The following is a 19,469-nucleotide window of genomic DNA, read 5'->3' as shown; positions in this document are numbered from 1 at the left end:
GTGTGACATGATTAATATTTTTCCCCGATATAATGTACGCGAGGACGGAACAAGCGATTATTTTGATGCTGCTCGATCACATGTGCTGACAAACCCACTGTTCGTGCACTGAAGAAAATTGGTGTATACAACTCGATCGGAATGCCAAGCAGCCAATAGACAGGAGCAGCATAATAATCCAAGTTCGGATACAGCTCTTTTTCTCTTCGCATGACTTCCTCTCCGGCTTCGCACATTTCCAACAGTTGGAAATCACCCTTCGTTTCACAGAGCTTTTTCAGGGATTGTTTCATCATTAATGCACGTGGGTCCATCTTTTTCATGTATACGCGGTGGCCGAAGCCCATGATTTTTTCTTTGTTATGCAGTTTTTTCATCAACAATTCTTCAAAGCCTTCCACCGAATCTACTTCATTCAGCATATACATGACAGCTTCGTTAGCTCCGCCATGCAAATGTCCTTTCAAAGATGCCACTGCCCCGGTAAGCGCTCCGAACAAATCAGATTGGGTCGAAGCGATCACTCTGGCAGTAAAGGTCGAGTTTGGCATTTCGTGCTCGCTATACAGCAGCAGGGAACGGTCAAAAATTTCCGCCCGTTGTGCGGTCGGCACTTCTCCTGTAATCATATATAAAAAATTAGCACTGTATGACAAATCTTTTCTCGGCAGTACAGGCTCCTGTTTATTCAGAATGCGATAGCTGTTCACCGTAATGGCCGGCAATTTAGCCAGCAGATCGTATGCCCGATCCTTATTCACCGCCAGGGAACGATCCAGCAGATGTTCATCATAACCGGCAAGCGCGGAAAGTCCTGTACGCATGCCGTCCATTGGATGTGTATGCTCCGGCAGCAGTCTCAGAATTTCGATGATAGCCGATGGCACCTGGTATCGCTCTTTCAATTTCTCTTCCAGCGCCGCTTTCTCCTCTTTGCTTGGCAGCTTATTTTCCAGCAGTAAATGTACAATATCCAGATAATCATTATGCTTTGAAAGCTCAATCAGGTCATGACCTTTGATTACGATTTTTTCTTGTTCCGTATCAAGCAGTGAAATCGCTGTTTCTGCAGCAATGACACCTTCGAGTCCTGGTTTGAACGTCGTTTCTGTTTTCATGTTCATTCTCCCCTTCATCTCTTGAATCTTCAAACCGCCATTCTGTAAGCCCTTTCAAAATAATGCAGAAAACTGTCGAAACAATTCCCAGATAGAAATCACCATTTCTAAAAGTTGTCAACATGTTTAGACACTGCACTGCTGTGCTGGACATATGTACAACCCTTTTCTTTGGCCATTACACCTCCCATTACCCCAAACATGGTATACAAAGTGTATAAAGACAGGCCGAGCCTGTGTTATAAATCATACGAATAGATTATAGCATCCACTTTTAAAAGTTACAACTATTCCCAAAAAACTGTGATGATTGAATTTTATCAGCAGTGAGAAGAATAGAATGGTGAACCCGTCAACTTTTTTATTCACTATCAGGGATTCTCCTTTTGGCAGGGGTCTTTTTTGCGGTACTTTCATCGGCCTATAGCTACTTATTTATCCCCTCCGCGACAAAATAGAAGGATAATTGACAATAATTGTATTTGCACATAAAATTGAAAACAAAATTAGTGCTTTTGAATATAAGGAGATGAACCCGTGAGAAAGAGGATCAATTTCTGGTGGTCTATGGTACCGCTTACAAGCATGATTGTTTCCATGCTCTGTTGTGTAGCCATTTTTGACGGAGCGCCGCATATACCGCTAATGATTGGTACAGTGACAGCAGGACTGGTAGCTTGGAAGTTCGGCTATAAATGGCACGAAATTGAAGAAATGATGTACAAAGGTATCAAACTGGCCCTTCCCGCTATTATTATCATCATGCTTGTTGGGCTCACTATCGGCGCATGGATTGGCGGAGGAATCGTAGCGACGATGGTGTATTATGGATTGAAAATCATTTCGCCAACCATTTTCCTTATCACGATTGTCGTAATTTGCTCCTTAGTCACATTAGCTATCGGCAGCTCATGGGCCACCATGGGCACGATTGGCGTAGCGGCAATGGGAATTGGCCTCAGCATGGGGATTCCAGCCGCAATGATTGCCGGCGCTGTCATTTCCGGGTCCTATTTCGGGGATAAAATGTCACCGTTGTCCGATACGACAAATCTCGCATCGGGATTGACACATACCGACTTATTCGACCATATTAAACATATGTGTTATACGACTATACCCGGTCTGGCCATCGCTTTAATTGCATTCGGATTTCTTGGGAAGGGTTTCGGGAACACATCTATCGATGCTGCCAGCATTTCGCAAACACTGACAGACCTGCAACAGCATTTTGTAATATCACCATTTTTATTTTTCATCCCTGCTGCCGTTATTGCTTTGGTTGCCATGAAAGTGCCGGCCGCGCCCGCATTGGTAATAGGTATTATCCTTGGGTATCTTTCCCAGCTTTTCGTTCAGGGAGGATCGATTTCAGACGCTCTTGAAGCATTAAAGAGCGGTTATGCACTGAACGGGGCCAATGAGCTGGTGAACGAGCTTTTCAACCGCGGAGGATTGGATTCGATGATGGATACTGTTTCCATGACGATCATCGCCATGACATTCGGAGGTATTCTGGAGTTTTCTGGCATGCTGAAAGCAATGATGGATCAACTGCTGAAAATGGTACGTTCCACTGGCTCTTTAATCACCACTACCATCGGCTCTTGTGTGTTGACGAATGCGTCTTGTTCTGAACAGTACATTTCCATTGTCGTTCCTGCACGTATGTTTTCTAAAATATATACGGAAAAAGGACTTCATTCTAAAAATCTCTCCCGTTCACTGGAAGATGGCGGCACATTGACTTCTGTCTTTTTCCCTTGGAATACATGTGGTGTGTATATTTATGCTACACTTGGAGTGAGCGCATTTTCCTATGCGCCATATGCCATCTTGAATTACACCGTCCCGCTTATCGGTATTTTTCTGGCATACACCGGATTTTCAATTGTGAAAATTACCCAGGAAGAAAAGCAGAAAATGATTTCACTACACGAACAATCTACAGATGAAGAAACAGTCATCTGATATAAATAAGGAAGGTATTGCAACAATGAAGCAAACAATAGCAGACGGCCGCCTCCGTGATGGACAGGTCTATACAATCCGATACATTACCGAAAATGATGTACCAGCACTACTGGAATTGCAGGAAAAAGTGAGCCAATCGCTGGCCATATCTGCACATCTGCAGCCGCTCAGCACAGCGGAGTTTTCTTATATTTTATCTGAACATGGCATGATTGCCGGTGTCTTCTTAGAGGAAAAGCTGATTGGCTTTCGTGCCATGTTGATTCCGGAAATCGACGAGGAGCATCTCGGATTGGATTGTGGTATCTCTACGGAAGAACTTCCACGTGTTATGTATTCGGAAATTTCCTGTATCGATCCCGAATATCGCGGGAATCATCTGCAAACCACTATGGGAAGATTATTATTTCGTCTTGTCGACCGTGAACGGTTTCATTACGTCTGTGCCACTGCTGCTCCTCTCAATATTCCAAGTATCAAGGATAAGCTGAAGCTTGACATGAAAATCGTCGGACTGAAAGAAAAATATGACGGAAAATTACGCTACATCCTATTGAAAGAACTCACGGACAGCGAACAAGCGGAGACAGTAAAAGATCAAGTACTGGCAGAAATGGCTGACATTCCAGGACAGCAGAAGCTGCTCTTGGACGGTTATCTGGGTGTGTCGATTATACAGAAGAACAGCACATGGTATGTGTGCTACCAGAAATAAAGAATGGCAGTCTCACGTATATGTGGAACTGCCACTTTGTATGATGCTGTCATTCAACAGCCAAACAAGCATGGACCAAGATATCGACCCCGTTCTTGATTGCCCGGTGATCAAATGTCATTTTCGGATGATGCAGACCAGGCTTGACATCAGAGCCAAGTGCAAGCATTGTCGCCTTGAGAGAGGGGCACATGATTGTGTAGTGATGAAAATCATCCGAGCCCGGAGTCATGATCGTTTGTCGCACATTATTTTTTCCCAACACCTTCTCTATCGCAGCACACATCAATTGCTCCGCATCCTTGTCAATCACAGCTGCCGGAACATCATCCTCAAAAGCATATGTAACCGGCACCTGATAAATTGACGACAAGTGGTTACATATAGCAGCTATTCTTTCTTTCATGCCATTCATGACTTCATTCGTTTGCGCGCGGACATCGAGGCCAAACGATGCTCCGCCCGGAATGATATTCAAATTATCTGTGCCGGCCCGGAAGTTTGTCAGCTTAATAGACGCCGGGATTTGCGGGGGCGTATGGATATGCTGCAATTGTTGTGCAATCCCCATACCTACCTCAATCGCATTGACACCCTCCTGCGGTCTCGCTCCGTGATGATCCGTTCCTTTGATTTTGCCTTTGACAAACAGGCATGCGCCATGTTGTATACCCGGTGCGCAGGCTGGATAAGCCACCTCATTAGCCGGGCGTACATGAACGCCAAACAGATAATCCAGATCATTAACGATTCCTTCCTTTACAACCTCCACTGCACCGTTCCCTTTTTCCTCAGCAGGCTGAAAAATTGCTCTGACAGTACCCGGTAAGTGCCGCTTCTGGTTTTTAAGCTGATGCATGACACCTGTCACGATGGTCATATGAGCATCATGCCCACAGGAATGATTCGCTCGCGATTCACCTTCGACTTCCTGCCACAACGCGTCCATGTCTGCCCGCAACCCGATTTTGGGGCGGCCGCTGCCTATTTCCACATAAAACCCCGGAATGGATTGAAAAGGAACCGGTTGGAAACCAGCTTCGCGAAAATGGTTCATCAGATAAGCTGACGTTTCCACTTCATGCATGCTAGTTTCCGGATTGGCATGCAGATATTCCCAAAGTGTTTGCAGCTTTTTTTCTATCATAATACCCCCTCTTCCGTTTCTCTTTTAACACACAAATCTTCCAAAACATCTTCATTCACCACTACCCCAAGCCCGGGTTTGTCTGTAATGTGGACATAAGGCAGCGAGTACGTTAAATCACCAATATCCTTGGTGAATTTCGTCGGACCAGACAGCTCAGTGGAAACGATATTAGGTCTGGACAGCGCCACATGAAATCCCGCCGCTGAGCCAATGCTGGATTCGACCATTGACCCTATTTGACATTGGATGCCAAATAGTTCTGCCTGCGTGGCAAGTTTCTGTGATGGGAAAATACCGCCGCTTTTCATCAATTTGATGTTAATATAATCCACGGACCGATGTTCCGCCAATGTCCGCAAATCCTGAGCTGTGATCAAGCTTTCATCCGCCATTAACGGAAGAGAGCTGTTTTCCTTCAAACTACGGAACATAGACAAACTGCCCTGGGAAATCGGCTGTTCGACCCATGATACACCGTAAGGTTCCAGCGCTTGCATCATCTGTGTTGCCTTTTGCACACTCCCCCATCCTTGGTTGATGTCTACACGAATTTTGATTCGCTCCCCAACCGCATCCCTTACTGCTTTGACACGCTGAATATCCTTATACTGATCCGTTCCGAGTTTCATTTTGATTTCTTCATAGCCTTCTTTCACAGCTGCCTTGGCCTGTCGAGCCAATACTTCCGGGTCAAGAATACTCAGCACTTTCGGGATAGTCGGTTGCTGTTCCTTCCTGCCTCCAAGCAGCGAATAGATTGGCAAATTGCTGTATTTCCCTAAAATGTCATAGCAGGCAATATCGATAGCAGCCTTGGCGGCACCGTTTCGAACCAGCTGTTTATCCATGGCATCATGAATACCTTGGATATTGCGCGGATCCTTTCCCATAATTACCGGAATCAACTGGTGCTTCAAAGCGGCAAACACACTGTGTACCGACTCCCCCGTCACATGCTCATCAGGAATGCTCTCCCCAAAACCGATGATACCTACGTCTGTATAAACCTTCGTAATGACAGCTGGCATGGTGTCATAGGATGCGTAAGAAATGATGAACGGTTCCTTTAACGGCAGTTCAATATAGTTGATATCGATCTTTGTGATTTTCATGGCACATGTATCCCCCTTGTAATGCTTTTCTATTTATTGTAAGGGATAGAGATAGATGGAGGCTAGTCATTGGGTGTAAATGTGGGGCAGAAAAAGAGATCTTCGCCGTGCAGGACTGCTAAAAAAACTGAACTGTGCAGCAGAGCAGTCATGCTGCTCTTGCTTACACAGTTCAAATTACACTTCCTAATCAAGATCGAGTGGCCAATTTGTTTCCAGGTTACACATAAAGAAAGATTTAGCTCATCCTTTGATATCTACATTTGTTCCTAAGTAAGGGTGTCCTGCCTCTTGGCTAGCATTGAGGCCACCTGTGCTTAACAGCTTTTGGACGGCTTCTCCCTGCTGTTCGGCGTTGCCTATTACCATCTTCATCATTGAAAGAGAAGCCTGCTCCTGCACACGGCTCTGATTCATCACCATCGACATTGCAGCGATATCCATACAATCCCTCCTTTGTTATTCCTACATGAACCTGTAAATCTTTCTTTTCTATTATCGGACTGCAAATAGAATTTTGAAGAAAACGATCACATTTCAAATGTGATGGATAGTGCGTTATTATCCGAACTGCTTCTTCTCACTCACAACCTGTAAAAATTGTTTGGTCCTCTCCTCTGTCGGTGTGTCAAACATTTTTTCCGGGCTGCCTTCTTCTACAACCAGTCCATTTTCCATAAATACTACCCGATCTGCGACATCCTTGGCAAATCCTCTTTCATGAGTCACCACAATCATTGTCATGCCTTCTTTCGCTAATTCCTTCATCACCAGTAAAACTTCCCGGACAAGTTCAGGATCCAACGCCGACGTGGGTTCATCATACAGCATGACCATCGGCTCCATCGATAAGGCTCTTGCAATGGCCACCCGCTGTTGTTGCCCGCCGGACAGCTGGGCCGGATATTGATTCATCTTGTCAGCCAGTCCAACTTTGGATAGCAACGCAATGGCTTTTTCTTGTGCCTGCTGTCGGTCCACCTTTTTGATTACAATCGGTCCTTCCATGACATTTTCCAGTGCAGTTCGGTGCGGGAATAGATTAAACTGCTGGAAAACGAAGCCGGTATTTTGGCGTAGCTCTCTTATCGTATTCTTTCTTTGCTTGTTTTGCGGCAGTCCGGCTTTCAATTCGAATTCGCCAAGTCTGATGACACCATCGTCGGGCTCTTCCAAAAATGTGATGCAGCGCAGTAAAGTGGATTTGCCCGATCCGCTCGGCCCCATGATGACGATAACCTCATTTTTCCCGACAGAAAAATTGATGTCCTTCAACACGATATGATCACCAAATGACTTTTTGATGTTTTTCAATTCTACTATTTCCACACATCTTCCCCTCCCCGTAACACTACGCGACGTGTTTAGATGTCCGCTTTTCCAGCCGATCCAATAAGGCTGTAAAAAATGTGATCACAATCCAGTAAAGCGCAGCTGCCAGCAGATAAATCGTCAAGGGCTCAAAAGTTTTCGCGATGATCAACGTAGACATTTGCAGCAACTCTGTGACGGTAATGACAGAAACGAGCGATGTATCTTTTATTAAAATGATGTACGTATTCGACAAAGTCGGGATAGCAATTCGAATGCTTTGTGGTAATATGACACGTCTCATCGCCTGCCAATACGTCATTCCCATCGAAACGGCCGCTTCCATCTGACCTTTATCTACTGCCAGAATGGCGGCACGGAAGGATTCGGAAAGGTAAGATCCAGCATTCAGGCTGAGCGCAAGGACCCCAGATGTGATCGGGCTCAGTTCAATATCAATCTGCGGCAAGCCGTAATAAATAACAAAAATTTGCACTAACAGAGGGGTCCCGCGGAAAATAGAAATATATACTGAGCCTATCATTTTTAGTACTTTTATGTTGGAAATTCTGGCCAGTGCTGTGAAGAAACCTAATAGTAAGGCGAAACAAACGGATACTACTGCCAATAAAACGGTTACCATTGTTGCTTTTATCAAGATAGGTAATGATTCGATAATGATAGAAAAGTCCACGGTTATCCCCCCATTAATATATCCCTTCCATATCTCAGCCAAGGATTTTACCGACGTTCTTGCTGGAATTCTATTTCAATGCCGTACCCTTTCAATTCCTCCATAAATGGTTTGAATCGCTTACCAATCATGATTTTTTCCATTGGTAATACCCCTCTTTCATCCAGCCTGCCAGTTGCTATCCATTGCGCCGTCAGCATGGCGGGAATCGCAGTAGTTCTTGCCATGGAGGTGATGTCGCGCTCATGGTCAAAGTTGTTTACCATTTCCCATGTGTACCTCGTTTTCATGCCGTCTTTTTTTCCTTTCACGGACACTCGCAGTACTGTAATATCCTCTTTTGATTGTCCACGAAGTTTTGGTTCCAATATTTTTTGCGTAAATGCTACCGGACTGATAAGCTTGCCGTCCACTTCAATAGCATCTTTTTCCAAAAAACCAAGCTCAGCAAGGACAGACATTTTGCTCCAGTGCCCTGCATAGCGGACTGTCTTCTCATATATGTTTTTCACTTTATCCTTTAATGTATGTGCAGCGCTATGTGCATCAGTAATGACAGCCTCGCATTCCCCGACAGGATCGGGAAAAGTGATGGTTTCCAGTCCCGACAAAGGCGGGCACTCCACAAGCTCTCCATTTTCTGCTGCAAGGGCCGGCCTCGTATAAAGGCCCATCACGCTTTCCAGCCGGAAAACAACCTGGTACCACAGTGGAGGAAGGGGATGCTTCGGTAATCCACCGCAAACCATGACAGCCTCATCCGCTTCATCCAGCATTTCAATTCCCCTTGCCGCCAGGAAATTGGTTATTCCCGGGGCTACTCCACATCCCGGTACAATAGTGATGCCAGCCTTCTTCGCCTGGCTTTCCAGTTCAACCTTTTCTGCAAATTGTGACCCAACGAGATCAACTATACTGCATTTAGCAGCTATCGCAGCACGGATTGCAGTAAAACTTAAAGAGTGTGGCAAACAGGCAATGGCCACATCTGCCTCTTTCAACACATTGTAAATATCCGCTTCCGTTTGCAATTCCGCCAACTTGCCAACTACCTTTGAATGATCTGCGGCTTGTAAGCACATATCAATACGCTTTTGAAACCCATCAACCGCTGTGACCATATCAATGTCTTCACTTTTGGCGATTTCCCGTACTACCGTCGTACCGATCATACCGGTTCCTAATACAACCACATGCATATATAAAGATCCCCTCTCTGTTATCTTGACAATATATTATTTTTCTTTAACGAGCGGCTCTGAATCAAACCATTTTTTGTAAATCTTATCGTACGTTCCGTCATTCATCATGTCGGAGAGCGCTTTATTTAATTTCGCTACAAAATCTTCATTGCCTTTCTTTACCGCCATGGCAATCTCATCTTTATTCAAAATATCGCTGGCAATCTGCAGTGGCAGGCCCTCTTTTTTGATATTGTAGCTCATCAGCAATTGGTCATTGATAATCACATCAAGCCTACCATTAACAAGATCCTGAATGTAATCTGTAACAGCTTTGTACAACGTGACATCTGCCCCATCGACACTTCTGGCAACTTCTTCAAATGTCGTTCCACCTCCGACGCCTACCTTCTTGCCTTTGATGTCATCTAATTTGGAAATCCCTTTTGTATCGTTTGCTGTTACCAGCACAGATCCCGTCACAACGTAAGGATCCGTGAAATCGACACTTTTTTTCCTATCCTCTGTAACTGTCATTTGTGCTATGATCACATCGAATTTATCAGCCTTTAGCCCTCCGATAAGACTATCCCATTTTGTTGCGACAAATTTTGTTTTAACACCAAGTCTGCTTGCCAGTTCATTTGCTACGTCAACATCAAACCCCGCATATTCATTGTCATCATTCAAAAAGTTAAAAGGCTGGTATGTCCCCTCAAAGCCAATTCGTATGACTCCTGCGTCCTCTACCCTGTTTATTGCTTGCTTCTTTTTGTCTGCATGATCATTACTTCCACAAGCTGTTATAATTAACAAAAAAAACAACAGGAGCAACAGCCGGTATATCCGTTTCATTTTGTCTCCCTCCCCCGGGTCAATACGCCTCATGACAGGCGCTTATTTTTTAAAGCGTTATGCCGATCGGCTTCACTCACCTGTCGTACTAAATTGTAGTACAATATACGCTTACAAAAGTTAATATATTCTGTCAATATAACTGAAAATAGGAATATAAATAATGCGACTGGAAAAACTGGACCGTTTAGGAGGTAATAGCGATAGCAAAAAAGCAATCCTTGAAAGCCTTGATATACCATCATTTAAAGGATGCGATTTTATCCAGACAACTCCCGCCTGGGAAACAGTTGGTTGAAAACGAGATTTCCACAATGTTGCAGGTGAGCCGTACTCCAATCAGATCAGCAATCAACCTATTGGCGGAGGAGGGGCTCGTTGATATCAAGCCCAATAAAGGCGCCTTTGTGACGAACCCGACAAGAGAGGAAATCGTTCAAGCGTATGATTTACGTAAGAGATTGGAAATAATGGCCGCAAGTATGGCTGTGCGACACTTGAATGCTAATGATTTCATCACGATGGAGGAATGCATCCAGATGGAAAAAGAGGCTATATTCAGCAGAAATATAAAAGGGTATTTACAAGCAAATCAGGATTTCCATATGGTATATACCAAAAAATGCGGCAATCCATTTTTAATCGATTTTATCGAAAAATTGATTAACCAGACTGCCATTTATTTAATTCTATTTGATATGGTATTCGACAAGGAGTCGTCTGCGCGGCCATATGGCTATAAGGAACACTGGGAAATCATGGAGTTCTTCAGGGAAAGAAAACTAGAGAAAATCATATCATCCTTGGAGAGACACTTTGATCATGCAGTGGAAAGTTTACAAATCCAGCATGAATATAAAGATCTGAAGGGTATATTTCAATGAGTACTGCGGAGCATCTGGTTTTGCACACAATAAAAGATCAGCGTAAAAGCCCTTCTGCCTTCACCGCTGATCTTTCGCCTGCACCTATTGTCCGTTCTCGTCATCCAGATGTTCTTTCATTTTCTGATGAACTTGTTTCTCCACTTCTGCTACCTTAGCATTGTTCAGCTTGCGTCTTGGTTTTGGGTGGAACCATTCAAGCCTGCCATGGCGGAGCATCCCTTTGAATTCCTCTCCGTCGATCAACAGTTTGAATTGATGTGCTTCGTGGACCTGATCATCGAACATTGGCATCACTTCAAATTCGTCCAGTTCTTCCTCCTCATCGTTCTCAGAATCATCTCCGTTTCCTAACAGCCTGTGAACTTCTGATTCTACCCATTCCAATTGCTTCTCATCAAGGTCTTGTTGCGGATGCGGATTCAGCCAGTGAATCTCGCCTTCATGGTAATCTCCTTTATATTCTTTGCCATCAATGGAGAAACTGAATTGATGTCTTTCATACGTGCGATTATCATAAATTGTTTCCACCTTAAAGTCCTTTTCCACTTCCAATTCGTCCAGCTCATCGGCCATTGGCAAAACCTCCTAAAAATGAATCACTTCTCTATTCCTTTAGACTGCCCAAAGTATAAACAACAGATACGTGCATTGCAAGCTATTAAAGCCAATCACACAATTACAATTTCTTTTCAGCCAATTCGTCGGATGCAGATCCACTATTTGTACAGGATCTGGCGCGATACATTCCTTCCTGCTGATTCATTTCACTATACCCGATTCAGGTTTTAAATAATCCGATCAGATCTGAACAGATCGTTTCTCCTTTTGCCTCTCCCCCAAATCTTATACCCTCTTGTAAACAATATATTCACTTTCTATGCAATAGATCGCAAACTAAAAAGATAGCACCTGATAACATTGCTTTATCAGGCACTATCTTAACAAACAGCATCAGTCAATATTTCCGCAAGAAACTCGGCTTAGTGTCAAACCACTCTTTATAAATTGTATGAAGACAAGCTGTAAAAATCCTTTCAATCAGCTGTGTAGCATTCGCAATAACGCGGATAGAGAGTCCACCTTTTGTAAGCATGGATATTCCTGCTTTAAAATCTCCCCTCTCCTGTTCAATGGCTGCATACAATTTCTCTTGCAAATCCACGTCTGCCTGCTCGCCGACAATCAGGAACGAGCCAAGGTGCGTGTAACCTTCCATGAAGCCTAATCCGCTTATTGGCCTCTCCCCTGGGTTCAGGTGGATATGATCGAATACAATCAATTCATCATCCAGATAGATTTCATTTTTCAAACGAAGAGATTCATAGCTGAACTTTTCCCCATCAGGGGACCAGCCTGGTGTGAGAATGTCCGTATATAGCAAAGAGGATCCTTTTTCCATACGGAACACATTCTTTTGATAATAGCTGGCGTCACGGTACGCGATCAGCGGGTCGGGCAAATATTCCAAGTGGCCACCCTTTTTAATCCATGTTTCTGCTTCTTGATAAGCATATTTAGTCGGTGTACGATACACCTTGGTAGCTGATTGTGTGGTTAATGTGACCTTAGCACCCTCACCAACCGTCAGCCTCATGCGGTACGTATCACCATCCAAATATCCGCCCCCAGGGTTTAACAAATAATAGCATGGTTGATTGGAACGATTGTGATAAATGGGGCGCTGCACTTTGAACGCCCCTTGAAAATACACATGGTCCGTAACCGTCTTTCCCTGTTGGTCCTTTCTGGCATCCAGTTCAAGGATTCCGGTCCAGTCAGCCATTTTGTTCTAATCCTTTAAGTAATACATGCTGATTGATCCAATCAATGACTTGGTCTAACCCTTCCTCGGACTTCAGGTTAGTAAAAATGAAAGGTTTATCACCACGAAATACCCTTGTATCTGATGCCATGATATCAAGATTGGCACCCACTAATGGGGCCAGATCTGTTTTGTTAATGATGAACAAATCAGATTTGATCATACCTTGTCCACCTTTGCGCGGGATTTTTTCTCCTTGAGCGACATCAATAATATAAATAGAGAAATCTACTAATTCCGGACTGAAAGTCGCTGCCAGATTATCACCGCCACTTTCGATAAAAACAAGCTCCACATCTGGATGCCGCTCCTGCAATTCCTCCACCGCAGATGCGTTCATGGAGATATCTTCACGAATGGCTGTGTGCGGACAGCCGCCAGTTTCCACACCAATAATGCGATTTTCCGGCAATACCCCGTTTTTCACCAAAATTTTGGCATCTTCTTTCGTATAAATATCGTTTGTGATGACTGCCATGCTAATATCATCCGCCATATGTCTGGTCAACTTTTCAACAAGCTCGGTCTTCCCTGCGCCAACTGGTCCGCCTACACCTATTTTTATTGGTTTCATATTCGATTACACATCCTTTAAAATTTTTTAGTTTCATTTTCTTTTACTGTCATCCTGCTTTAACCAAATGCAGTTCCTCAGTAAGGAGACAATTGGTTCATCCATATAAAGATGAATGATATGTCCATCGCTTACGATGAAAATATTCGTACATTCAACCGTTCATGCTGCATTTGCGCTAACTCCATACCTGGAGATACGATACCAAAATCGTCTTCACCCAACTGGTTTATTTTTTCAACTGCAGCCATTAGATCCTCCTGCAGCGAATAGATGATTTGCTGGCCAGCTGTTTGTCCTAATGGAATTGCACGAACCGCATTTTGCACCAAATTGACGATGGACGTATACATGTAATATAAGACTGTGGTGTCTCTATCGACTTCAAGGTAATGGCCAGCCATTGTAAAAACAAGGGCTGGATGCCCGAACACTTGGTTATCTTTAATTCTGGCATGGTATACATCCAGTATTGGTGCGCCATAAAGTTTTTTAGCCATTTTTAGCATTTGCACTCCGATGCGATGCGTCCCTTCCCGGGTTTCGCGTGCCAAGTTTTGCACTGTTAATAACCGGTCCAGTTCCCATAGCCTTTCCTCATCTCCAGCATCTAACGCCTCATAAGCTAATCTGGCCGCCAGACCATCTGAGAAAACAAGCTGTTCTTCCAGATACACTTTCAACCAATTAGAAAAAGTCTCCGGACTATGAACAAGATCTGACTGAATATAGGTCTCCAATCCATACGAATGACTGAATGCCCCTGTAGGAAAATTGGAATCACACAATTGAAACAAGGATAATGTGCGGTTACTCATCATGGCTATGCCCTATATGGCGAAAAGCCTGTCTTACTTTTCTCTCTTCGCGTATAAAAGGAATATCCATTTGTTTCAATAGTTCCTCTACAAGATAATCATATTGGACGAGCATTTCATCATCTTCAAACTGGGCTGGAAGGTGCCTATTGCCCAATTGATGGGCGATGGTCCCCATCTCAAGAATGCTGCGGGGCTTAATGATCAATAAATCATCTGAGAGTACATCGACAATGACCATATTGTCGTCATCCATATAAAGCACGTCCCCTGCCTGCAGGTCTTTCGCTTCGTTTAATCGGATACCTAGTTCGCGTCCATGATCCGTTTTTACGCGCTGAATACGTTTAACCAAATGGCCGCTTTCTAAATAAACCCTTTCCTTATGCCGCTTCTCCAGCTCTTCCTGTGATAATTGGTCTATGTTTGTAATCACTTTTTCTATAATCATATATTCACCTCAAAACAAGAAATAACGTTGTCCCATAGGCACTGTATCCACTGGGTCACAAGTAATTTTTTCGCCATCAATTTTCACTTCATATGTTTGCGGATCCACATCGATATCCGGGGTTGCCGAGTTCAGTTTCATATCCTTCTTCGTCAATTTACGAATACTGTGAACCGGCAATACCATTTTCTGCAAACCGAGCTCATCTTTAATATTATTTTCATAGGCTATCTTGGAAACAAACGTGATAGAGCTTTCATACAACGTTTTTCCAAGCTGTGCAAACATTGGACGATAAATCATTGGCTGCGGTGTCGGGATGGTTGCATTTGGGTCCCCCATCAGACTGGTCACAGCGACGCCATTTTTCAGAATCATTTCAGGCTTCGCACCGAAAAACTTCGGATCCCAAATTACAAGGTCTGCCATTTTGCCAACTTCAACAGAGCCGACATACTCATTTATACCATGCGTGATAGCAGGGTTAATGGTATATTTCGCTATATAGCGTTTTACCCGATTATTATCCGCATAGTCACTGTCGCCTTCCAGCAATCCACGCTGCTTCTTCATCTTGTCAGCTGTCTGCCACGTTCTAAGTACCACCTCACCGACACGTCCCATCGCCTGTGCATCGGAGCTTGTCATACTGAACACTCCCATATCCTGCAGAATATCTTCAGCTGCAATGGTCTCCCTGCGAATACGGGAGTCAGCAAAGGCAATGTCCTCTGGAACAGATGGATTCAAATTGTGTGCAACCATAACCATATCCAAATGTTCATCAATAGTGTTCACAGTATATGGCAATGTCGGGTTTGTCGAGGCTGGAAGCACGTTCATCATACCAGCTGATTTAATCAAATCCGGTGCGTGTCCGCCGCCCGCTCCCTCTGTATGATACATATGAATAACACGGTCTTTAATCGCCGCCATTGTATTTTCAAAAAATCCACCTTCATTTAAGGTATCCGCGTGCAATGCAATCTGGACATCATATTCATCCGCGCATCGGAGTGCATGATCCAAAACAGAAGGAGTTGCTCCCCAGTCTTCGTGGACTTTAAGACCAATTGCTCCGGCAAGAATCTGCTCAGCAAGCGGCTTTTGTGCAGCGGCATGGCCTTTTCCAGTCAAACCAACGTTAATTGGAAATCCTTCGAGCGACTTCAGCATCGTGTGCATATGCCATGGTCCAGGTGTAGCTGTGGTTGCTCTTGAACCTGCACCAGGACCAGCTCCGCCGCCAATTAATGTCGTTGTTCCACCAGTAAGTGCCACATTCACCTGATCAGGGTTAATAAAATGCACATGTGTATCGACAGCTCCAGCGGTTATAATTTTTCCTTCGCCGGAAATGATTTCCGTCCCAGCACCGATAATAATGTCAACCTGGTCTTGAACGAGTGGGTTACCTGCCTTGCCAATCCCGGAAATTTTTCCCCCTCGAAGTGCGATATCCGCTTTATAGATACCAGTATAATCAAGGATTAAAGCGTTTGTGATGACGGTGTCTGCAACATTTTCATTTTCCTCTCTGGTGATATACGGATGTTGTCCCATACCATCGCGAATAACCTTGCCGCCGCCGAATACCACTTCTTCACCGTACTTCGTATAATCTTTTTCCACTTGAATGAACAAATCAGTATCCGCCAAACGGACAGAATCGCCAGTTGTCGGTCCGTACATTTGCGCATATTGTTCCCTTGACATCTTGAAACTCATTTAGAATCCCCGCCTTCCAATGAACCGTCAACTTCGTTATGGAAACCATACACTTTCCGTTCACCAGCGTAATCTATCAGTTCCACTTCTTTTTTATCTCCAGGTTCAAAACGCACCGCAGCACCAGCTGGCACATTCAACCTTTTGCCATATGCCTTTTCTCTATCGAATGATATGGCAGGGTTCACTTCATAAAAATGATAGTGTGAACCAATCTGCACCGGCCTGTCTCCTGTGTTGATGACGGTTATTTGTATACTTTCTTTATCAGCGTTGCAAACTATTTCTTCATCTTTTAAAATGTATTCTCCTGGATTCATTCATATCTTCCTTTCCTTATAGTCCGCGTTCAAAAAGAGGATAAATTATTAACACCCCTACGAACTGTCTAAAAGGAAGGCCGATCAAAACGGGATTTCGCCCCATATCGACATCGCCCTTCGAAGGGAAGTTTTTTTCTATCTGACTTTTTGAACATCCTATTTTACAGGAATTGTTAAAATTGCTTTTTTAACGAATCGGCTCATGAACGGTTACAAGTTTTGTACCATCTGGAAAAGTGGCTTCAACTTGTATATCAGGAATCATTTCCGGAATTCCGTCCATAACATCATCGCGTGTCAGTATCGTGGTCCCATAAGACATCAAATCAGCAACAGATTTGCCATCCCTGGCACCTTCCATGATTTCATGGGTGATCAACGCCATCGCTTCCGGATGGTTCAGTTTCAGACCTCTTTCCTTTCTGCGTCTGGCCACGTCTGCAGCCACTACAATCAGAAGCTTATCAATCTCACGTGGTAATAATTGCATAATTAATTCTAACCCCCTTCAATTAGAGAAAAAGATTTCCTATTTCAAGCATCCCCATTACGTACATAAATGAAACCCTTCCATACATGCAAAATAAAATTTTTGGCATATTTTTGATTGCTGGTTGTGCTGGCTAATCTGTAACTGTCATTTTGTGAAATGATTAACAATTAATGTGCATATGCTGCAATTCAATAAAACCTTACCTTCCATGGTTTGTGAATTGATTAACAAACAATTGGATTGATAAGGCTATTGCGTTTATTTAGTTTTAGTAAAAAAATTTCAGTAGCGCCGTTATTTCAACAGGGCGTTGACAGAGATGAGGCTCTCCGAAACGGCAAAGGAAGTTGGGTACACACTTCGCATACATCCTGTGGGATGGATGATGCTTATGAATGGATGACATCAGATGCTTGCAGCGTTTGATAGAGATGCTTGAAATAAGGTTAATTTCATGAATCTGTTTATAATGGTTAACAGACCCATAGTTTATATGATTGCAAGCAAGATTTGACTGTTCTAGTCTATTTTACATTTTGTGGCGTGGAAATCAAGTCTTACCGCCTATTTTTTTGATCAATATTTCTATGCCGGCGAAAAATAGCTCAGGCTTACCATGTTTACCTTGCTCAACGATATTTGCGATAGAGAAAATTCTTTCTGCTGGCAGGAGGGGAAACTCAAAAATGGCTTTGCTCGCTTTAGAGCAAAGGCTTAGGACTCCGTTAATCGGTTTTGTTCCTTTGTTTCCAACCATAAATGATAAAACTTAATCCAGAAGCCACTAATGCCTCAAGTCCGCCTGCCCAGGAAAGATGAATGAAACTGCTATGTTCAACCACGAAGTTCCCTACAAATGAACCCAAAGCAATTCCAACATTGATAGCTACCGGAGTCAAGGAGGACGCGAAGTCTTTCATTGCCGGAGAATACGTTTCTGCAAAATTCATGAAATATAATTGTATGGGCGCATTCATCACATAAAACATAAGCGCCACGAACATAATATTGATAAGCCCTGCAACCATAGTATTCATTGTAAAGTATAGTGAGCTTAAAATGACAGCCTGCATGATAAATGTATAACGCAGTTTGCCTACACCGTTTTTACCAGCTATTTTACCAGATAAAACATTGCTAAAAATCGTGAAGACACCAAACACTAATAATATGATACCGACAAATCTTGTTGGAACAGACATCCCATTTTCTATCATAGGGGTGATATAGGTATATATCGTAAAAGTCGCCGCAGCCCCAAATGCAGGAATGAAAAATGCCAGAATAACTCTCCCATATGTCAACAGCTTAAGTTGTTCCTTTAAAGAAGTTTTCTCTGTCACCAGGTTCCTGGGGATGGCGAATACCCCAATAATGAATACAACCACTCCCAGCAGGGCGGTCAGCCAAAAGGACAAATGCCAGTTTTCCAATTGACCTATGAACGTCCCCAGTGGTACACCGAACACATTCGCCACTGCAAAACCTGCAAAAATTAATGCCACGATGGCAGGTTTTTTAGCTGCTGGCATCGTGCTATTTGCGATAGTCATAGACATCGCGATCAAAACACCACTCACCACCGCTGTTACCATTCTTGAAATAAGTAAAATCATATAAGTGTCAGCGAGTGCACTGACCATATTCGCTAGAACAAATACAAATGTGAGAACCAGCATAAGCGGATATTTCGAAAATTTGCTTAAAAGGGCGGTCAAGATAGGTGTACCGACCGCATAAGAAATAGCAAATGCTGAAACAAGCGTACCTGCCGCGGCTAAAGTTATCTTCAAATCAGAAGCAACTTCTGTCAGAAGACCAACAATGACAAATTCACTTGTTCCCATTATAAAAGTAAGCAGCGTCAAGGTGACTACCAAAAACCGTTGCTTATTATTCAACATGTCCTTCTTTGGCATACGAGATAATTTCACTCCAATCTATGATGACCACTGCATCTATATTATTTTCCCCAAATAAAAAAGCTTATCCCTAAGGACAAACTTTTCAAAAAGAGCTTCCAACAGGATTTGAACCTGCGACCCCTTCCTTACCATGGAAGTGCTCTACCTGCTGAGCTATGGAAGCAAACAATATGGCTCCACAGGTAGGATTCGAACCTACGACCGATCGGTTAACAGCCGATTGCTCTACCACTGAGCTACTGTGGAATAATATAATCTGTATATAAAAAAAGTCGCCTGGCGGCGTCCTACTCTTGCAGGGGCAAAGCCCCAACTACCATCGGCGCTGAAGAGCTTAA

The 19,469-nt window shown here is 43.6% G+C and carries 20 protein-coding genes and 2 tRNA genes; 3 read left to right on the top strand and 19 right to left on the bottom strand.

Going from position 1 to position 19,469, the window contains the following annotated elements:
* Positions 1 to 11 precede the first annotated feature (11 nt).
* A complete protein-coding gene (mmgD, locus tag ACFSMW_RS11350; RefSeq protein WP_390355732.1) occupies positions 12 to 1,118 on the bottom strand; it encodes a citrate synthase in 1,107 nt (368 codons plus the stop codon).
* A 537-nt stretch (positions 1,119 to 1,655) separates the two neighbouring features.
* Here mmgD and nhaC point away from each other — a divergent pair.
* Positions 1,656 to 3,089 carry a Na+/H+ antiporter NhaC gene (nhaC, locus tag ACFSMW_RS11345; RefSeq protein ID WP_390355730.1) on the top strand — a complete coding sequence of 478 codons (1,434 nt, stop codon included), beginning with the start codon at positions 1,656 to 1,658 and terminating at the stop codon, positions 3,087 to 3,089.
* A gap of 25 nt (positions 3,090 to 3,114) precedes the next feature.
* On the top strand, positions 3,115 to 3,807 hold the full coding sequence (locus ACFSMW_RS11340) for a GNAT family N-acetyltransferase (RefSeq protein WP_390355728.1): 693 nt from the start codon (positions 3,115 to 3,117) through the stop codon (positions 3,805 to 3,807).
* Between the two features lie 49 nt (positions 3,808 to 3,856).
* Here ACFSMW_RS11340 and ACFSMW_RS11335 read toward each other — a convergent pair whose 3' ends face one another.
* From ACFSMW_RS11335 to ACFSMW_RS11305, 7 genes are all read right to left on the bottom strand, one after another.
* A complete protein-coding gene (locus ACFSMW_RS11335) occupies positions 3,857 to 4,954 on the bottom strand; it encodes an amidohydrolase (RefSeq protein ID WP_390355726.1) in 1,098 nt (365 codons plus the stop codon).
* On the bottom strand, positions 4,951 to 6,069 hold the full coding sequence (locus tag ACFSMW_RS11330; protein ID WP_390355724.1) for a mandelate racemase/muconate lactonizing enzyme family protein: 1,119 nt from the start codon (positions 6,067 to 6,069) through the stop codon (positions 4,951 to 4,953). Before ACFSMW_RS11330 ends, ACFSMW_RS11335 begins: the two co-directional genes overlap by 4 nt.
* Before the next feature lie 243 nt (positions 6,070 to 6,312).
* Positions 6,313 to 6,513, bottom strand: a complete 201-nt coding sequence (locus tag ACFSMW_RS11325; protein WP_390355723.1) for a YjfB family protein — start codon at positions 6,511 to 6,513, stop codon at positions 6,313 to 6,315.
* Between the two features lie 117 nt (positions 6,514 to 6,630).
* Positions 6,631 to 7,392, bottom strand: a complete 762-nt coding sequence (locus ACFSMW_RS11320) for an amino acid ABC transporter ATP-binding protein (protein WP_390356413.1) — start codon at positions 7,390 to 7,392, stop codon at positions 6,631 to 6,633.
* A gap of 28 nt (positions 7,393 to 7,420) precedes the next feature.
* Entirely contained in the window at positions 7,421 to 8,074 is a 654-nt protein-coding gene (locus tag ACFSMW_RS11315; protein ID WP_390355721.1) for an amino acid ABC transporter permease, read from the bottom strand.
* Between the two features lie 47 nt (positions 8,075 to 8,121).
* Positions 8,122 to 9,273 (bottom strand): saccharopine dehydrogenase family protein, encoded by a 1,152-nt coding sequence (locus ACFSMW_RS11310; protein WP_390355719.1) that lies wholly within the window; start codon positions 9,271 to 9,273, stop codon positions 8,122 to 8,124.
* Between the two features lie 36 nt (positions 9,274 to 9,309).
* Positions 9,310 to 10,110, bottom strand: a complete 801-nt coding sequence (locus ACFSMW_RS11305; protein WP_390355718.1) for a transporter substrate-binding domain-containing protein — start codon at positions 10,108 to 10,110, stop codon at positions 9,310 to 9,312.
* A gap of 221 nt (positions 10,111 to 10,331) precedes the next feature.
* Between ACFSMW_RS11305 and ACFSMW_RS11300 the strand changes: the two genes are divergently transcribed.
* Entirely contained in the window at positions 10,332 to 10,994 is a 663-nt protein-coding gene (locus ACFSMW_RS11300) for a GntR family transcriptional regulator (RefSeq protein ID WP_390355716.1), read from the top strand.
* An 84-nt stretch (positions 10,995 to 11,078) separates the two neighbouring features.
* On the opposite strand, the gene ACFSMW_RS11295 is transcribed toward ACFSMW_RS11300, so the two are convergent.
* From ACFSMW_RS11295 to ACFSMW_RS11245, 11 genes are all read right to left on the bottom strand, one after another.
* A complete protein-coding gene (locus ACFSMW_RS11295) occupies positions 11,079 to 11,570 on the bottom strand; it encodes a DUF5342 family protein (RefSeq protein WP_390355715.1) in 492 nt (163 codons plus the stop codon).
* A gap of 382 nt (positions 11,571 to 11,952) precedes the next feature.
* Positions 11,953 to 12,780 carry an urease accessory protein UreD gene (locus ACFSMW_RS11290; protein ID WP_390355713.1) on the bottom strand — a complete coding sequence of 276 codons (828 nt, stop codon included), beginning with the start codon at positions 12,778 to 12,780 and terminating at the stop codon, positions 11,953 to 11,955.
* Positions 12,773 to 13,393 (bottom strand): urease accessory protein UreG, encoded by a 621-nt coding sequence (gene ureG / locus ACFSMW_RS11285; RefSeq protein ID WP_390355711.1) that lies wholly within the window; start codon positions 13,391 to 13,393, stop codon positions 12,773 to 12,775. The genes ACFSMW_RS11290 and ureG overlap by 8 nt, the downstream gene beginning before the upstream one ends.
* 131 nt (positions 13,394 to 13,524) lie before the next feature.
* Positions 13,525 to 14,214 (bottom strand): urease accessory protein UreF, encoded by a 690-nt coding sequence (locus tag ACFSMW_RS11280; RefSeq protein WP_390355710.1) that lies wholly within the window; start codon positions 14,212 to 14,214, stop codon positions 13,525 to 13,527.
* On the bottom strand, positions 14,204 to 14,662 hold the full coding sequence (gene ureE, locus ACFSMW_RS11275) for an urease accessory protein UreE (protein WP_390355708.1): 459 nt from the start codon (positions 14,660 to 14,662) through the stop codon (positions 14,204 to 14,206). Before ureE ends, ACFSMW_RS11280 begins: the two co-directional genes overlap by 11 nt.
* Before the next feature lie 9 nt (positions 14,663 to 14,671).
* Positions 14,672 to 16,390 carry an urease subunit alpha gene (gene ureC / locus ACFSMW_RS11270; protein WP_390355706.1) on the bottom strand — a complete coding sequence of 573 codons (1,719 nt, stop codon included), beginning with the start codon at positions 16,388 to 16,390 and terminating at the stop codon, positions 14,672 to 14,674.
* Positions 16,387 to 16,710 (bottom strand): urease subunit beta, encoded by a 324-nt coding sequence (locus tag ACFSMW_RS11265; protein ID WP_390355704.1) that lies wholly within the window; start codon positions 16,708 to 16,710, stop codon positions 16,387 to 16,389. The genes ureC and ACFSMW_RS11265 overlap by 4 nt, the downstream gene beginning before the upstream one ends.
* Before the next feature lie 190 nt (positions 16,711 to 16,900).
* On the bottom strand, positions 16,901 to 17,203 hold the full coding sequence (locus ACFSMW_RS11260) for an urease subunit gamma (protein ID WP_390355703.1): 303 nt from the start codon (positions 17,201 to 17,203) through the stop codon (positions 16,901 to 16,903).
* Between the two features lie 728 nt (positions 17,204 to 17,931).
* A complete protein-coding gene (locus tag ACFSMW_RS11255) occupies positions 17,932 to 19,125 on the bottom strand; it encodes an MFS transporter (RefSeq protein ID WP_390355701.1) in 1,194 nt (397 codons plus the stop codon).
* A 96-nt stretch (positions 19,126 to 19,221) separates the two neighbouring features.
* A tRNA-Thr gene (locus ACFSMW_RS11250) sits at positions 19,222 to 19,294 on the bottom strand.
* A gap of 8 nt (positions 19,295 to 19,302) precedes the next feature.
* A tRNA-Asn gene (locus ACFSMW_RS11245) sits at positions 19,303 to 19,377 on the bottom strand.
* Positions 19,378 to 19,469: the final 92 nt, after the last annotated feature.

This window comes from Tigheibacillus halophilus, assembly GCF_042683165.1.
GTDB classification, from domain to species: domain Bacteria; phylum Bacillota; class Bacilli; order Bacillales; family Amphibacillaceae; genus Tigheibacillus; species Tigheibacillus halophilus.
The sequence above is the reverse complement of the archived record's forward strand: the minus strand, read 5'-3'. Positions and strand labels throughout refer to the sequence as shown.

Bases quoted from the DNA above. Each gene is read 5' to 3' on its own strand.
- mmgD (WP_390355732.1), bottom strand. From the start codon at position 1,118: ATGAAAACAGAAACGACGTTCAAACCAGGACTCGAAGGTGTCATTGCT.
- ACFSMW_RS11340 (WP_390355728.1), top strand. From the start codon at position 3,115: ATGAAGCAAACAATAGCAGACGGCCGCCTCCGTGATGGACAGGTCTAT.
- ACFSMW_RS11335 (WP_390355726.1), bottom strand. From the start codon at position 4,954: ATGATAGAAAAAAAGCTGCAAACACTTTGGGAATATCTGCATGCCAAT.
- ACFSMW_RS11330 (WP_390355724.1), bottom strand. From the start codon at position 6,069: ATGAAAATCACAAAGATCGATATCAACTATATTGAACTGCCGTTAAAG.
- ACFSMW_RS11325 (WP_390355723.1), bottom strand. From the start codon at position 6,513: ATGGATATCGCTGCAATGTCGATGGTGATGAATCAGAGCCGTGTGCAG.
- ACFSMW_RS11310 (WP_390355719.1), bottom strand. From the start codon at position 9,273: ATGCATGTGGTTGTATTAGGAACCGGTATGATCGGTACGACGGTAGTA.
- ACFSMW_RS11305 (WP_390355718.1), bottom strand. From the start codon at position 10,110: ATGAAACGGATATACCGGCTGTTGCTCCTGTTGTTTTTTTTGTTAATT.
- ACFSMW_RS11295 (WP_390355715.1), bottom strand. From the start codon at position 11,570: ATGGCCGATGAGCTGGACGAATTGGAAGTGGAAAAGGACTTTAAGGTG.
- ACFSMW_RS11290 (WP_390355713.1), bottom strand. From the start codon at position 12,780: ATGGCTGACTGGACCGGAATCCTTGAACTGGATGCCAGAAAGGACCAA.
- ureG (WP_390355711.1), bottom strand. From the start codon at position 13,393: ATGAAACCAATAAAAATAGGTGTAGGCGGACCAGTTGGCGCAGGGAAG.
- ACFSMW_RS11280 (WP_390355710.1), bottom strand. From the start codon at position 14,214: ATGATGAGTAACCGCACATTATCCTTGTTTCAATTGTGTGATTCCAAT.
- ureE (WP_390355708.1), bottom strand. From the start codon at position 14,662: ATGATTATAGAAAAAGTGATTACAAACATAGACCAATTATCACAGGAA.
- ureC (WP_390355706.1), bottom strand. From the start codon at position 16,390: ATGAGTTTCAAGATGTCAAGGGAACAATATGCGCAAATGTACGGACCG.
- ACFSMW_RS11265 (WP_390355704.1), bottom strand. From the start codon at position 16,710: ATGAATCCAGGAGAATACATTTTAAAAGATGAAGAAATAGTTTGCAAC.
- ACFSMW_RS11260 (WP_390355703.1), bottom strand. From the start codon at position 17,203: ATGCAATTATTACCACGTGAGATTGATAAGCTTCTGATTGTAGTGGCT.
- ACFSMW_RS11255 (WP_390355701.1), bottom strand. From the start codon at position 19,125: ATGCCAAAGAAGGACATGTTGAATAATAAGCAACGGTTTTTGGTAGTC.